The 13,754-nt window shown below is 51.0% G+C and carries 13 protein-coding genes and 1 riboswitch; of the genes, 5 read left to right on the top strand and 8 right to left on the bottom strand.

Going from position 1 to position 13,754, the window contains the following annotated elements:
* Window positions 1–34: 34 nt before the first annotated feature.
* Window positions 35–370: a type III secretion system effector SteD gene (gene steD / locus ACLJQD_RS11290; protein WP_001529372.1), complete on the bottom strand. Its 336-nt coding sequence runs from the start codon at window positions 368–370 to the stop codon at window positions 35–37.
* Between the two features lie 564 nt (window positions 371–934).
* Between steD and yegS the strand changes: the two genes are divergently transcribed.
* Window positions 935–1,834 (top strand): lipid kinase YegS, encoded by a 900-nt coding sequence (gene yegS / locus ACLJQD_RS11295; RefSeq protein WP_017441987.1) that lies wholly within the window; start codon window positions 935–937, stop codon window positions 1,832–1,834.
* 52 nt (window positions 1,835–1,886) lie between these two features.
* Here yegS and fbaB read toward each other — a convergent pair whose 3' ends face one another.
* The gene (gene fbaB, locus ACLJQD_RS11300) at window positions 1,887–2,939 is read right to left on the bottom strand and encodes a class I fructose-bisphosphate aldolase (RefSeq protein WP_017441988.1); all 1,053 of its coding nucleotides are present in this window, start codon (window positions 2,937–2,939) and stop codon (window positions 1,887–1,889) included.
* A 253-nt stretch (window positions 2,940–3,192) separates the two neighbouring features.
* On the opposite strand from fbaB, the gene ACLJQD_RS11305 reads away from it, so the two are divergent.
* Genes ACLJQD_RS11305 through ACLJQD_RS11315 form a run of 3 tightly spaced genes read left to right on the top strand, consistent with a single transcriptional unit; the run spans window position 3,193 to window position 6,427 of the window.
* Window positions 3,193–4,464, top strand: coding sequence for a nucleoside permease (locus ACLJQD_RS11305; RefSeq protein ID WP_000858692.1), 1,272 nt, complete (start codon window positions 3,193–3,195; stop codon window positions 4,462–4,464).
* The gene (locus tag ACLJQD_RS11310) at window positions 4,461–5,465 is read left to right on the top strand and encodes an ADP-ribosylglycohydrolase family protein (RefSeq protein ID WP_000642799.1); all 1,005 of its coding nucleotides are present in this window, start codon (window positions 4,461–4,463) and stop codon (window positions 5,463–5,465) included. Before ACLJQD_RS11305 ends, ACLJQD_RS11310 begins: the two co-directional genes overlap by 4 nt.
* Complete coding sequence (locus tag ACLJQD_RS11315; RefSeq protein WP_001012652.1) at window positions 5,462–6,427, top strand: PfkB family carbohydrate kinase; 966 nt, start codon at window positions 5,462–5,464, stop codon at window positions 6,425–6,427. Before ACLJQD_RS11310 ends, ACLJQD_RS11315 begins: the two co-directional genes overlap by 4 nt.
* On the opposite strand, the gene ACLJQD_RS11320 is transcribed toward ACLJQD_RS11315, so the two are convergent.
* From ACLJQD_RS11320 to thiM, 3 genes are read right to left on the bottom strand one after another with little or no spacing between them, the layout of a single operon-like run.
* Window positions 6,401–7,147, bottom strand: coding sequence for a GntR family transcriptional regulator (locus tag ACLJQD_RS11320; protein WP_000434062.1), 747 nt, complete (start codon window positions 7,145–7,147; stop codon window positions 6,401–6,403). The genes ACLJQD_RS11315 and ACLJQD_RS11320 overlap by 27 nt on opposite strands.
* Window positions 7,148–7,182: 35 nt before the next feature.
* Window positions 7,183–7,983 carry a bifunctional hydroxymethylpyrimidine kinase/phosphomethylpyrimidine kinase gene (gene thiD, locus ACLJQD_RS11325; RefSeq protein ID WP_017441989.1) on the bottom strand — a complete coding sequence of 267 codons (801 nt, stop codon included), beginning with the start codon at window positions 7,981–7,983 and terminating at the stop codon, window positions 7,183–7,185.
* Window positions 7,970–8,767, bottom strand: a complete 798-nt coding sequence (gene thiM / locus ACLJQD_RS11330) for a hydroxyethylthiazole kinase (protein ID WP_017441990.1) — start codon at window positions 8,765–8,767, stop codon at window positions 7,970–7,972. The genes thiD and thiM overlap by 14 nt, the downstream gene beginning before the upstream one ends.
* Window positions 8,768–8,798: 31 nt before the next feature.
* A riboswitch (TPP riboswitch) is annotated at window positions 8,799–8,895 on the bottom strand.
* Window positions 8,896–9,177: 282 nt separating this feature from the next.
* On the opposite strand from thiM, the gene rcnB reads away from it, so the two are divergent.
* Complete coding sequence (gene rcnB, locus ACLJQD_RS11335; RefSeq protein ID WP_000837534.1) at window positions 9,178–9,492, top strand: Ni(II)/Co(II) efflux transporter accessory subunit RcnB; 315 nt, start codon at window positions 9,178–9,180, stop codon at window positions 9,490–9,492.
* A 41-nt stretch (window positions 9,493–9,533) separates the two neighbouring features.
* Here rcnB and ACLJQD_RS11340 read toward each other — a convergent pair whose 3' ends face one another.
* Genes ACLJQD_RS11340 through ACLJQD_RS11350 form a run of 3 tightly spaced genes read right to left on the bottom strand, consistent with a single transcriptional unit; the run spans window position 9,534 to window position 13,723 of the window.
* The gene (locus ACLJQD_RS11340; RefSeq protein ID WP_017441991.1) at window positions 9,534–10,541 is read right to left on the bottom strand and encodes a fimbrial protein; all 1,008 of its coding nucleotides are present in this window, start codon (window positions 10,539–10,541) and stop codon (window positions 9,534–9,536) included.
* Window positions 10,542–10,549: 8 nt separating this feature from the next.
* Entirely contained in the window at window positions 10,550–13,030 is a 2,481-nt protein-coding gene (locus ACLJQD_RS11345) for a fimbrial biogenesis outer membrane usher protein (protein WP_017441992.1), read from the bottom strand.
* A gap of 12 nt (window positions 13,031–13,042) precedes the next feature.
* Window positions 13,043–13,723 (bottom strand): fimbria/pilus periplasmic chaperone, encoded by a 681-nt coding sequence (locus ACLJQD_RS11350; RefSeq protein ID WP_017441993.1) that lies wholly within the window; start codon window positions 13,721–13,723, stop codon window positions 13,043–13,045.
* Between the last annotated feature and the right edge of the window lie 31 nt (window positions 13,724–13,754).

Here is a 13,754-nt window from a genome sequence, read left to right on the forward strand (position 1 = left end):
CATCTTTTCCCTATGACTTGCTGTGTTTGCTCATTTATGGCCAGGCTGGCCGGGTTCTGACGCCATTTGCGCTAAGGTATAGTCCGGCGCATATTCCCATCATACCAATTCCCCCCATGCCAAACGATGCGCCTAAAACCGTCAGAGCGGTAGTATATGCAGCACCACTACTGACACTGGCGACAGCCCCTGAGCATACCCCACTGAAAATACCTGTAAACAATGCCGTGGTTCCTACGCATATTAAACATCTGGGTTTATTGCCGTGAGCGTTAAACTCAACGATTTCAGCTGCCGGACTTTCTTCATTACACCGTTCAGAAGGGGAGAGCAATGGCGTTTGCGCATTCACGCCCGAAGTGACATTCATATAAACCTCTTCATGCACATGCCTGTTTATGTTTATGAGAAAAGCGATACCTCAGGCAACGGTACGACTATAAGACACCGCGCCAAGTCATCATCTAAATAGGTTTTATTTGATAACAAGAATAGTGTACTGCTAATAGTGCGCCTTGTTCCTGCCAAAGCAGTCTAAAGAACATTTCGATTTTATGCTATTAAAAAGTATGTTTGGTAATAAATATCAGGTTTTTATCTGATATTATGAAGTTTGAAATTAATACTGATAACTGACGTATGTTCGTCTTGTTAATTCTCCGTTTCGTTATTAAAGGCGCTATATCGGAAAGCGTCTGACTCCCCCTTGTGGTTTCCCTGCACTCTTACAAGCGATACTCAATGCGCATACCGGCATCTCTCTTGTCGCCATTTGCCTTAAACCATGCTTCGCTTACCGCTGCGTACAGCAGGAAGAAAAACGGTAAAGCAATAAGTGCGCAACATTTCAATTTTCATCCTGTTCTGACCTCGCTTTTTCATTTCTGCTATACACTTTCTGGAGATTGTTGTTCAACCTATTAAGGCATAACGGATGGCTAACTTTCCCGCCAGCTTACTGATCCTCAATGGCAAAAGCGCTGATAACCAGCCGCTACGTGAGGCCATTACTCTACTTCGCGACGAAGGTATACAGATTCACGTTCGGGTAACCTGGGAAAAAGGCGACGCGCAGCGTTACGTTGATGAAGCCCGTAGACTGGGCGTTGAAACGGTGATTGCCGGCGGCGGAGACGGTACCATTAATGAAGTGTCGACCGCGCTCATCCAGATCCGCGACGGCATAGCCCCTGCACTGGGCCTTTTGCCGCTCGGCACTGCCAACGATTTTGCCACCAGCGCCGGTATTCCTGAAGCGCTGGACAAAGCGCTGAAACTGGCGATTGCCGGAAACGCGATGGAAATTGATATGGCCAGGGTCAATGATAAAACCTGTTTTATCAATATGGCAACGGGCGGTTTTGGCACCCGCATTACCACCGAAACGCCGGAAAAACTTAAAGCCGCGTTGGGCGGCGTCTCCTATCTTATTCACGGTCTGATGAGAATGGATACGCTGACCCCTGACCGCTGCGAAATACGTGGCGAAAACTTTCACTGGCAGGGAGATGCGCTGGTGATCGGCATCGGCAACGGTCGTCAGGCCGGCGGCGGGCAGCAATTATGTCCCACCGCGCTGATTAACGACGGGCTGTTACAGCTACGGATTTTTACCGGCGAAGAACTGCTGCCGGCGCTGTTTTCCACACTCACGCAGTCAGATGACAATCCGAATATTATTGACGGCGCCTCAGCGTGGTTTGATATTCATGCGCCGCATGAAATCACGTTCAATCTGGATGGCGAACCACTCAGCGGACAAGAATTTCATATTGAGGTGCTGCCTGGCGCATTACGCTGTCGGCTGCCGCCAGACTGCCCGTTGCTACGTTAATAACACCTGTCGCTGGCCGGATGCGTTCACATCCGGCTTTTCTTCGTTGAACTCAGGCGATGGTGACTTTGCTATCCAGATAGACATCCTGTACGGCGTTAATCAACTTCACGCCATCAGCCATCGATTTCTTAAAGGCTTTACGTCCCAGAATTAGCCCCATTCCACCGGCTCGTTTGTTGATCACCGCGGTACGAACCGCGTCGCCGAGGTCAGTGTCGCCGCCGTCCGCGCCGCCGGAGTTGATAAGCCCGGCGCGTCCCATATAGCAGTTCGCCAACTGGTAACGTACCAAATCAATCGGGTTATCGCTGGTCAGTTTGCTGTACACGCGATCGTCGGTATAGCCGAAGTTGACCGCTTTATAACCGCCATTATTCTCGGCCATTTTCTGTTTCACAATATCCGCACCAATCGTAGCGGCCAGATGGTTGGCTTGCCCCGTCAGGTCAGCGGATACATGGTAATCGACGCCGTCTTTTTTAAAGGAAGAATTACGCAGGTAAGCCCACAATACGGTCACCATACCCAGCTCATGCGCACGCTCAAAAGCGGCGGAGATCTCTTCAATCTGGCGACGGGACTGTTCCGAACCGAAATAGATCGTCGCGCCTACCGCCACGGCGCCCATATTGAACACCTGCTCAACGCTGGCGTACAGGGTCTGATCGTACTCTGTCGGATAGCTCAATGTTTCGTTGTGATTCAGTTTGACCAAAAACGGAATACGGTGCGCATAGCGCCGTGAAACCGAGGCCAGTACGCCGTAGGTAGAGGCCACGCAGTTACAGCCGGCCTCAATCGCCAATTCAACAATATTTTTTGGGTCAAAGTAGCGCGGGTTGGCCGCAAAAGAAGCGCCGGCGGAGTGCTCCACTCCCTGATCGACGGGCAGTATCGAAAGGTATCCTGTTCCCGCCAGGCGTCCAGTATTATAGAGCGTCTGCATATTACGCAGAACGGCTGGTGGACGATTATTGTCAATCATCACCCGGTCAACGTAATCCTTGCCGGGTAGATAAAGCTGATCGGAAGGAATGGTCATACAACGATGCTGTAAAAGGCTGTCGGCGTCTTTGCCAAGCAACTGCGCAATATCAGTCATAGCTATGCTCCCGTAAGTTCCGATAGGGTATCGGAAGGTGAATAGTCCTGCCCCGCAGATTGCGGGTCGCAATAAGCCTGGTACTGACCGACCATTTTTGCCAACTTTAGCGCATTTTTTCGGCGCTATCTGCTGACTCGATTCACGTCCGAAAAAGTGTTAGATCGGTCAAAATTAATGCTCAATGGTATTTAAAAGGTATTATTAAATGGTATTGTCGTGGCGTACCTTACCTGTCATGAAGGATTCAAAAATGAAAACGACCTTTAAACTGTCGTTCATGATGTTCGTGGAGTGGTTTATCTGGGGCGCCTGGTTCGTCCCCCTGTGGCTATGGCTAAATAAAAGCGGGTTTTCCGCCGGTGAAATAGGCTGGTCTTATGCCTGTACCGCCATTGCGGCGATCCTGTCGCCGATTCTGGTCGGCTCCGTTACCGACCGTTTTTTCTCAGCGCAAAAAGTCCTGGCGGTACTGATGTTTGCAGGCGCCGTGCTGATGTATTTCGCGGCGCAGCAAACCACCTTCGCCGGATTCTTTCCGCTGCTTCTGGCCTATTCATTGACCTATATGCCGACCATCGCGCTGACAAACAGCATTGCCTTCGCTAACGTACCGGACGTTGAACGCGATTTTCCACGCATTCGCGTTATGGGAACCATTGGGTGGATAGCCTCCGGCCTCGCCTGTGGATTCCTGCCGCAAATGTTAGGCTATAACGATATTTCCCCCACCAACATTCCACTGCTCATAACCGCCGCAAGTTCAGCGTTGCTGGGCGTATTTGCGTTCTGTCTGCCAGACACGCCGCCAAAAAGCACCGGCAAGATGGATATTAAAGTGATGCTGGGGCTGGATGCGCTGGTCCTGCTGCGCGATAAAAACTTTCTCGTTTTCTTCTTCTGTTCCTTCCTGTTTGCGATGCCGCTGGCCTTCTACTACATCTTCGCTAACGGCTATCTGACAGAAGTGGGAATGAAAAACGCCACCGGCTGGATGACGCTCGGCCAGTTCTCTGAAATCTTCTTTATGCTGGCGCTGCCCTTTTTCACTAAGCGCTTTGGTATTAAAAAGGTATTATTGCTTGGTCTTATTACCGCCGCGATCCGCTACGGCTTTTTTGTTTATGGCGGCGCGGAGACGTACTTCACTTACGCCCTGCTGTTCCTCGGTATTTTGCTGCACGGCGTAAGTTACGATTTCTACTACGTCACCGCCTACATTTATGTCGATAAAAAAGCGCCGGTTCATATGCGTACCGCTGCGCAAGGACTTATCACCCTCTGCTGTCAGGGATTCGGCAGCCTGCTGGGCTATCGTCTCGGCGGCGTGATGATGGAAAAAATGTTTGCTTATCCGCAACCGGTTAACGGTCTGACATTCAACTGGGCGGGCATGTGGACGTTTGGCGCAGTGATGATTGCCGTCATCGCGCTACTGTTTATGATTTTCTTTCGCGAATCGGACAAAGAGATCACTGCTATTGACGATCGCGATATTGCGTTGACACAAGGGGAAGTAAAATGAAAGCAGAACGTATTCTCGGTGCTCTTTACGGGCAAGCGTTAGGGGATGCGATGGGAATGCCCTCTGAGCTGTGGCCGAGAACGCGCGTCAAAGCGCATTTCGGCTGGATTGACCGCTTTCTGCCCGGCCCAAAAGAGAATAATGCCGCCTGCTATTTTAACCGCGCGGAGTTTACGGACGATACCGCAATGGCGCTCTGCCTGGCCGACGCGCTACTCGAATGCGAAGGCAGTATTGATCCCGAGATTATTGGGCGTAACATCCTCGCCTGGGCAGAGCGCTTTGATGCGTTCAATAAAAATGTACTCGGCCCGACGTCAAAAATTGCGCTGAATGCGATTCGCGACGGCAAACCCATCGCGGCGCTGGAAAATAACGGCGTGACTAACGGCGCGGCCATGCGCGTTTCGCCGTTGGGCTGTCTGTTGCCGCCAACTAACCTGACAGCCTTTATAGCAGAAGTAGCGTTAGCCTCCAGCCCGACGCATAAATCCGATCTGGCGGTGGCTGGCGCCGTGGTTGTCGCCTGGGCCGTCTCGCGAGCGGTTAACGGCGACACGTGGCAAAGTATTGCCGACTCGCTCCCCGCCGTCGCCCATCAGGCGCAGACAGCGCGTATTACCACGTTTAGCGCCTCGCTATCGGCACGTCTGGAACTGGCGCTAAACATTGTCCGCCACGCCGACGGCGTCGAATCTGCCAGCGAACAGCTCTATCAGATCATCGGCGCGGGAACCAGCACCATTGAATCGGTTCCCTGCGCTATCGCCATGGTGGAACTGGCGAATACCGATCCTAACCGCTGTGCCGTGCTGTGCGCTAACCTCGGCGGCGATACCGACACTATCGGCGCGATGGCTACCGCCATTTGCGGCGCGTTGCACGGGGTAAGCGCCATTAACCCCCAGTTAAAGCAAACGCTGGACGAGGTTAATCAGCTGGATTTTGCGCGCTATGCCGTTGCGCTGGCGAGTTATCGTCAACGGCGGGAGGCACTATGAACGGCGCACGGTTGCTGACATTATTACCGACCCTGCATACCCGGCGTCCGCTCACCGTTATCGGCGCGGCAGTAATCGATATCATTGCCGACGCCTGGACGTTGCCGCGTCGCGGAGGCGATATTGAACTGCAACAACAGAGCGTCAATGTCGGCGGCTGCGCGCTGAATATTGCCGTGGCGTTGAAACGACTGGGGATTGACGCCAGCAATGCGCTACCGCTGGGCCAGGGCGTGTGGGCGGAGAGGATTCGCCGCCGTCTGGCAAAAGAGGGATTATCCAGCGTGATTGACGCGGTTGAAGGAGATAACGGCTGGTGTCTGGCGTTAGTCGAACCGGATGGCGAACGCACGTTTATGTCTTTTAGCGGCGTGGAAAACCAGTGGAATGCGGACTGGCTGTCGCAGCTCAGGACACCGCGGGGCAGTCTTGTCTACCTGTCCGGCTATCAACTGGCCTCGTCCTGTGGCGAGCCACTGATCCAGTGGCTGGAAACCGTCGACGATGTCACGCCTTTTATCGATTTTGGCCCACGAATCGGTGATATTACAGACGACGCAATGGCGCGCATTATGGCCTGCCGGCCCATCGTCTCCCTCAACCGCCAGGAAGCCATCATCGCTGCGGAACGCGCCGGGCTTGCGACCGATACGCGCACTTTCGGCGAAGCATGGGTAAAACGCTTTTCCGCGCCGCTGGTGGTGCGCCACGATAAAGACGGAGCGTGGTATTTTAGCGCGCAATCTTCCGGCGTTGTACCAGCGTTTCCGGCAACCGTGGTGGATACCATCGGCGCGGGCGACAGCCATGCTGGCGGCGTGCTGGCAGGACTGGCGTCAGGCTGGCCGCTCGCGGATGCCGTACTGCTGGGAAATGCGGTGGCGAGCTGGGTGGTCGGGCATCGCGGCGGCGACTGCGCGCCCACACGCGAGGCGCTACTCCTCGCACACAAAAACGTATAGGTCGCTACGACAATAACTGATGCTGTATTCAATAGGCCGCTGCTGCTGATCGAGCGCCACCTGCTTAATCACCAGCACCGGCACTTTACCATCCATTTGAATATGCGACTGAAACTCATCATCCGGCATCCGGGCGCTGACGCGAGATCGGGTACGCTGAGGGTAAATGTGCTGGCGACGAAAATAGTCATACAGAGAAATACCAATCGCGTCGACATCATGAATCAGATGCGCGGGCACCCAGGACTCTTCAATCGATACCGCATCCTCATCAACATAACGAATGCGTTTGAGTAAAAAGACGTCGCTGCCTGCGGGGATCGCCAGATGCTGCGCGACCTCATCCGGACAACTTACCACGCGTTTGTTAACCCATAGCGTATCCGGTTTTTTGCCGCGCAAGACAACCTGCTGAGAAAATCCCCGCGCCTCTTTCAGGGAATATTCAAAGATATTATTGATTTGCGTACCGTAGCCACGGGCGCGCGTGACGACACCCTCTTCTTCCAGCGCCTGCATCGCTTTCCGTACCGTGATGCGCGAGACGCCGGTAAGCTGGCTGAGATCGCGTTCGCCAGGCAAAATATTACCGTGCTCAAGAATACCGCTGCGCACGGCATCCTTTACCGTCTGGGCGAATTTCATGTATAGCGGCGTATTATCCGCCGCTGAAATTCGTTCATTCAGTTGCGCGATGAGCCGGGTATGCGCTTGTTCCATTTATCTTTCCTGACGACGGGTCTGTAGGCAGTATACTACCACCACGCGTGGAAATGATGTACCGGACCAATGCCCTTCCCCACTTCCAGCGTGTCCGCCTGCGCCAGCGCCGCCGAAAGCCATGCCTTCGCCTCGTTTACCGTCTCTCCCCAACAGCGATGCCGGGGCCGTAACGCCGCCAGCGCCGCCGACAGCGTACAGCCCGTTCCATGCGTATTTTTGGTGTTCACACGCGGCGCGCTAAAACGTTGCTCGCCCTCACGGGTAAAGAGCCAGTCCGGGCTTTGCGCATCCTCTAAATGCCCGCCTTTCATCAATACCGCTTCACACCCCATCGCCAGTAACGCCCGCCCCTGCGCCAGCATCTCCTGTTCCGTACGCGCATGGGGCGCATCCAGCAATGCTGCGGCTTCCGGCAAATTAGGCGTAATCAGCGATACCTGCGGCAACAGCCGGACGCGTAATGTTTCTATCGCAGAGAGCGAGAGCAGCGGATCGCCGCTTTTCGCCAGCATCACCGTATCCAGCACCACATTACGTACATGATGGCGCTGTAGTCGTTCCGCCACGGCCTCGACAATATCGGTTTCCGCCAGCATCCCGATTTTTGTGGTATCAATGCGCACATCGCTGAGCACGGAATCAAGTTGAGCGGCGACAAAGTCCGGCTCTATCCGGTACACCGACTGTACGCCACAGGTATTTTGCGCCACCAGCGCGGTGATGACCGAACAGCCATACGCGCCCAGCGCGGAAAAGGTCTTGAGATCCGCCTGGATACCGGCCCCGCCGCTGGGATCGGTGCCAGCAATCGTCAGCGCATTAATTCGTTGCATTGGCCGCCTCCACATCCAGATGATAGAGCGCATCAAGAAAAGCCGGGATGAAGCTGCCCGGTCCTTCGCTACGCTCTGCCGCGACCTGTCCAGCCAGTTTCATCCAGCAGCAGGCCGAAGCGACATTGTCCAGCGCGGCGCCCGGTAACGCGCAACTGGCGGCGACGACCGCCGACAACGCGCAGCCGGTGCCTACAATGCGAGTCATTAACGGATCGCCGCCGGGAATGCTCAGCGTGCGCTGACCGTTAGTGACGTAATCTATCTCTCCGGTAACCACAACGATGCAGTCTATCTGACGCGCCAGCGCCTGCGCCGCAGGCAGTGCGGCCAACGCCGCCTCGGTGGTATCTACGCCGCGTCCGCCCAGCGCCATGCCGGATAACGCCAGGATTTCCGAGGCATTGCCGCGTATTGCCGCCGGGCGCAGGGGCAAGAGATCCAGGCAAAATCGCCGACGAAATTCCAGCGCGCCCACCGCGACAGGATCAAGCGTCCACGGCGTTTTGGCATCATAAGCGCTTTCTACCGCCGCACGCATCGCGTCAGCGCGTGAGGCGGTTAAGGTTCCGACATTAACCAGCAAGGCGTTGGCGATGGCGGCAAACGGTCTGGCCTCGACAGGATCAATCACCATGGCGGGTGAAGCGCCCAGCGCCAGCAGCGTATTGGCGGTAAACGTTTGTACGACGTCATTCGTCATACAGTGCGTAAGCGGGGAGAGCGCGCGAAAGTGTTTTAACGTATGCGCCGCAAGCGTGCGGCAGTGCAGGTCAGGCTGCATGGTTCAGCTCCTGCCCGCGTGAAGAAGGGACACGAGCAGTGTCAGACTTCCCTACGCTGGCATTATCCAGATCAGGTGGTACGGGTATTTCTCAGCCTTCACAAAGAAGGGCACCCCGAGTCGTCAAGCCCCACCGTGTTAAGCGGGGGTTTCGCTATTAAGCATACTGTCTGCGCCAGACAATGTAAATTTACAGCCAGCGGCGGACGATAATTTCAGCGTTATCAGATAGTTCTCAAAACCTATTCGGTTCTGGCAAACTTGCTGGCGGATATGTTGCTGCACGACGCTTTCGTTTACACTTTTTACGAAAAGGGGCGTGAGATAACAAAATAGCGCTTGTCAGATACGCCACCAGCAGAAATGATACACACGATGTTAACTGACCCGCATATGTGGAGGGTAAAAGTATGAAAAGTAAGTTGCTGCCTTGCGCGCTGTTGCTTGCAACCAGTTTTGCATGGGCCGCCCCCGCGACAACGGGCATTGATCAATATGAGTTAAAAAGTTTTATCGCCGACTTCACCCATTTCAAGCCCGGCGATACCGTTCCGCAGATGTACCGCACCGATGAGTATAATATTAAACAGTGGAAATTACGTAATCTGCCCGCGCCAGATGCCGGTACTCACTGGACCTATATGGGCGGCGCGTATGTACTGATTAACGATACCGATGGAAAAATCATCAAAGCCTATGATGGCGAGATTTTTTATCATCGATAAAAAAGCACACTCTCCGTTAAGGAGAGTGTGCTTAGCATTGATTACTGATAACTTGTAATAATATAAACACTACTTTTTACATTGCCCGGTTGGACGTTACCATATTTATAGTATTGTACACCCAGCTTCAGTTCTGAAGCTTCAGTCATTTCTTTATTATACCCTAACAGTTGCCTTTTCTCATCAGAGTTTACATGAATAAGGTTATCATTAAGGAAAATTTTAAACCCAACATTTTTTGCACTATCGGCGCTTGTTAATTCATTTGCCAAATAATCTCCATTGGTTGCTGAAACGGCAGAAAAATGATAATTTACAATACTTGTCGTCATTCCCAGCCCTCCATCACATGTAAATTTCAGTGCATCAGGAAAGTATTCGACCTGAGCATTACCAGCCAACAGATCACTTAATGAAATAGGAGGCAACGTAATCTCATTATTAGACAAAGAACATGTTGTCTTAGTAAAAAATATTTTTATCGGCACTTTAAAACTATATTCATGATTGGTGTTATCATGATTACAAATAGCTGCTCCATGACAATCCAATGGTTTAACTTTGATATAATTTCCTAACAAAAAAGCTTCACCTGCAGATTTGGCTTCAATACTATTATCATCTGACTCCACTTTTACCACCTTAGCCAACACCTTGTATTTTAAGTTATTGTTTAGTTTACTGGCTTGAGAAGTCTCATTGGCTTTTTGTTTTCCTGTTTGGCTACCATCAACAAACAATGTCACATCAACATACAACCTATGTCCGCTATCATCTTTTATTTTATATCTTACAGTCTCCCCATTACCACTTGAATACGTTGTCTTAAAGCGGTTTTCTACAGCAGTCCCTCCCAAACAATGGAATCCAGAGAAAGAATCTGGAAATACCATTGATACTTCTTTTTCAAAAACATTCCTGCTATCTAATTTAATTTCAATTACATCCTCTATTTTTGTATTACTAGCAGATTCCGGATTTATAATATAACAATACGCTTGCAAATTTGAAGATATAAAAATCATAAACAACATCAATAAATATCTCATGACATTCCTCACCGACAAATATAAACTTTACTTTCATCAATCGTTTTGCCGAAAGTGATTGAGCATGAAAGTCCCTGTTGTTTATCAATCGCCACATTTATTTCCGGCGGTACTTCATTGGTGCGAATAAAGAGCTGGCTTCCCTGGCCTACCACGCCAATATTATGTCCATGAATATCCTCTACTTCGTAACCAAAGGTCAGCGGTGAACCATCGGGACGCTGCGCCCGGATATACCAAGGTTTACGTTGGTCGGTATCAAACGTCGCCAGAACGACTGCCCCCCGATATGGGGCTGTATTACGCCGATTCCCTTGCAGATCGGTTTTACTATTAGTGTTGGAAACATCCAGCATCAAGTGGTTTTCACGATACGGCGTTAAACCATCGTAAACCACCACGCCATTACGGTTGGTGGTGCGGTATTTCTGCCCATTAACATACGCTCCTTCCAGGCCCGGCGCATGCATCACGGCAAACGTTTCCGACAGTCGGTTGGCTAAATTCACGCCCCCAGACCAGGCCACCAGCCCCCCGGAAATACTGCCGCCAGTTTGCGTGTATTTAGACGACTGACTGTAGCTACCGTTAAGCGTGGCGACCGGCGCATTCCACGTCAGATTCCCGCCAGCCGTTGTCTCGCTGTCCTGCCGTTGATGGCTGAGATTCACCCCATAGTTAAACTGATCGCGACTGCCTGCGGTGCCGGAAAGCCCGGTATTATTTGACGCAAAACCGTCATCATCAAAGGTCGTTGAGTTAGACACATACAAATGCCTGCGCGGAGCGCTAATATCATCTCCCCAATCGAACGGAATAGAGATAAAGACGTTAAAACGCTTATCTTCGTGATGATCTTCATCGTAAGTCTGGCTGGCGGAAAAGGTATAGCTAATCCGTTGCCAGCTATTGGAATAGCTCAGCTGATAATCTTTACTGTTACCGCTACGCCCCCAATAATCACGCCACAGCGTGCTCAAAGATACAGAGCCCCAGCCCTGCGGCAAAGATTGGCTGACGTTCGCCGAAAAACTGTTCTTACGACCAAAATCGTTCTGATAATAATCCGCAATGTCGTACACATCATTTTCATCACGATCATAGCTGTCTTTGTTATTGGCCCAAACGTGATCGTTAAACGTTCGGTAATCTCGTGACGAGTAACGATAGGCAGCAAGCCCAAAACGGGTGGCGGTTTGCGTCAAATACTTGTTATAGGCAATCTGGTAACTTTGCCCGTCAAACACATCACCATTGTCTTGCTTGCTATGCGATTGTGTCATATCGACGGAAATCGCGCCGATACGCGTATTCCAGCCAGTACCCAACGTAAATGCATTGTAGTTATCCGCCAGCATGGTGCCGCCGTACAGCGTTAAGAGATTATTCAGCCCGTATTGGTAGCTCATCTGCGCAAAATCGGTCTGGTTGCTGGCGCCTTCGATATGGCTACGCCCTGCCGCAAAATCATATTTTGAAACACCCGGCTGCAACATATTGGGCACCGCAGCATAGGGCACCAGATAGGTTGTTACCGATCCGTCAGCCTCTTTGACGCTAACATCAAGATCCGCACCGCCGCCTGCCAACTGTAAATCCGCAATAGAGAACGGGCCTGGCGGAACCTCTTTCTGGTAAACCACAAAACCGTTCTGTTCGATGGTGACCAGCGCGTTACTTTGCGCAATCCCCTGCACCAGCGGCGTAAAATTCTGTTTTGAGTTCGGCAGCATCTGCATATCGCGATACAGCCGTACGCCACGAAAACGCACCGCATCGAAAATATCTGATGAGGTATACATATCCCCGGCACGCAGAGTGCCCAGAATTTGTGGGATGCCGCGCTCCAAATACAGGGTGTTGCTTTTCCACTCCCCGCTGCTGTCATCGGTTTTGTTATAGCTGGCATCGGAATGCAGCTGCCAGCCCAGCAGGTTTAACCCGCTGGTGAAACGCGCGTAGGTACTTTTACTGTTGCCAGAATCCTTATAGTCGCTGTAATACTGGCTGGCATAGTACGAGGTATAGAAGGCATTAATGCCACGATCCCAGTTTTCCGGAGGAACATACCCTTGCTCAAGTTCATCGACAAACGCCTGCGGAACGCTAAGATCCAGACGAAACGTGCCAATATTCCAGGCATAACTGCCCCCTTGTACCGCCTGCTTCAAGGTTGGGCATTCATTCTGCTTGTCCAACGCTTGTATATTTATCCCCAGACGCGTTAATGCATCGCGGGATAAACAGGTGTCATCCGGATTATCCTTAATAGTAATATCATACTTACCACGCCACTGCTTATTGACGTAGATGTCAATATCATATTGGCCTGGCAGGGGTTGGTTATCATCGAGGCGAAAATCAGAAACCCTCTCACCTTTCATTCCACCCATCATAAAATTTGTATCAAACGTTTCTTCTGCGGCATGGGCGTCAATGCCGAGTAGCAACAGTAATACCGCCGAAGCAATCGGAGTCATCCTTAACATAACCAGCTCCTGTTATTTTAAGCTGACGTTATCGCTAATATAATTACCGTGATCGTCAATAATGGTCATTTTATACTGATTGGCATTAGCACTTTTTAATGCCACATCTGCACTGGAGAACGGTGCAAGCATAATACTTTCATTATTTATTTTAACACCATTAACTTTAACTTCTATTATCGTGACCCAATTAGCTGTATCATTCTGAATAGAATAACTACTAGCAGTACGTTTCATGGACAGTTTCTGAAAAGTACCTCTATTAACTGGGGCAATTCCTTTAGGCCGATAGAATAATTTGATGCGATTCTGCATGGCAAATTTCAATACATTTTTACCGGTACTATTTGGATTGTTTGGTGGAATATCCAGTACGTTGAGATAAAACAAACTTTCTTTATTATTTGGTAGCATATTTGGCATTTTTTTAATTTTAATCTGCTGACCTGAATCCCCAGCCACCTTCGCAACAGGAGGTGTTAGCAAAAATGGAACCTTAATCTTTTCCGGTGGTAACGATGTATCTCCATCATCAATCCACGACTGAACCAATGAAGAACGCCCACCCTGATTCATTAACTGCACCAGTACTTCATTTTTCTCTGCTGGATAGATAATGCGAGTACCGTAAATAACCACACCGGCATTTGCCGTTGAAATGAAGAACAGCGAAAAAAAAAGAAGTTTTTTCATGGGTAACTACCTTATAAAAGGCCGGCAGGTT

It is taken from the genome of Salmonella sp. SAL04214 (assembly GCF_046550615.1).
GTDB lineage: Bacteria > Pseudomonadota > Gammaproteobacteria > Enterobacterales > Enterobacteriaceae > Salmonella > Salmonella enterica.

Bases quoted from the DNA above. Each gene is read 5' to 3' on its own strand.
- steD (WP_001529372.1), bottom strand. From the start codon at position 370: ATGAATGTCACTTCGGGCGTGAATGCGCAAACGCCATTGCTCTCCCCT.
- yegS (WP_017441987.1), top strand. From the start codon at position 935: ATGGCTAACTTTCCCGCCAGCTTACTGATCCTCAATGGCAAAAGCGCT.
- fbaB (WP_017441988.1), bottom strand. From the start codon at position 2,939: ATGACTGATATTGCGCAGTTGCTTGGCAAAGACGCCGACAGCCTTTTA.
- ACLJQD_RS11305 (WP_000858692.1), top strand. From the start codon at position 3,193: ATGAAAACGACCTTTAAACTGTCGTTCATGATGTTCGTGGAGTGGTTT.
- ACLJQD_RS11310 (WP_000642799.1), top strand. From the start codon at position 4,461: ATGAAAGCAGAACGTATTCTCGGTGCTCTTTACGGGCAAGCGTTAGGG.
- ACLJQD_RS11315 (WP_001012652.1), top strand. From the start codon at position 5,462: ATGAACGGCGCACGGTTGCTGACATTATTACCGACCCTGCATACCCGG.
- ACLJQD_RS11320 (WP_000434062.1), bottom strand. From the start codon at position 7,147: ATGGAACAAGCGCATACCCGGCTCATCGCGCAACTGAATGAACGAATT.
- thiD (WP_017441989.1), bottom strand. From the start codon at position 7,983: ATGCAACGAATTAATGCGCTGACGATTGCTGGCACCGATCCCAGCGGC.
- thiM (WP_017441990.1), bottom strand. From the start codon at position 8,767: ATGCAGCCTGACCTGCACTGCCGCACGCTTGCGGCGCATACGTTAAAA.
- rcnB (WP_000837534.1), top strand. From the start codon at position 9,178: ATGAAAAGTAAGTTGCTGCCTTGCGCGCTGTTGCTTGCAACCAGTTTT.
- ACLJQD_RS11340 (WP_017441991.1), bottom strand. From the start codon at position 10,541: ATGAGATATTTATTGATGTTGTTTATGATTTTTATATCTTCAAATTTG.
- ACLJQD_RS11345 (WP_017441992.1), bottom strand. From the start codon at position 13,030: ATGTTAAGGATGACTCCGATTGCTTCGGCGGTATTACTGTTGCTACTC.
- ACLJQD_RS11350 (WP_017441993.1), bottom strand. From the start codon at position 13,723: ATGAAAAAACTTCTTTTTTTTTCGCTGTTCTTCATTTCAACGGCAAAT.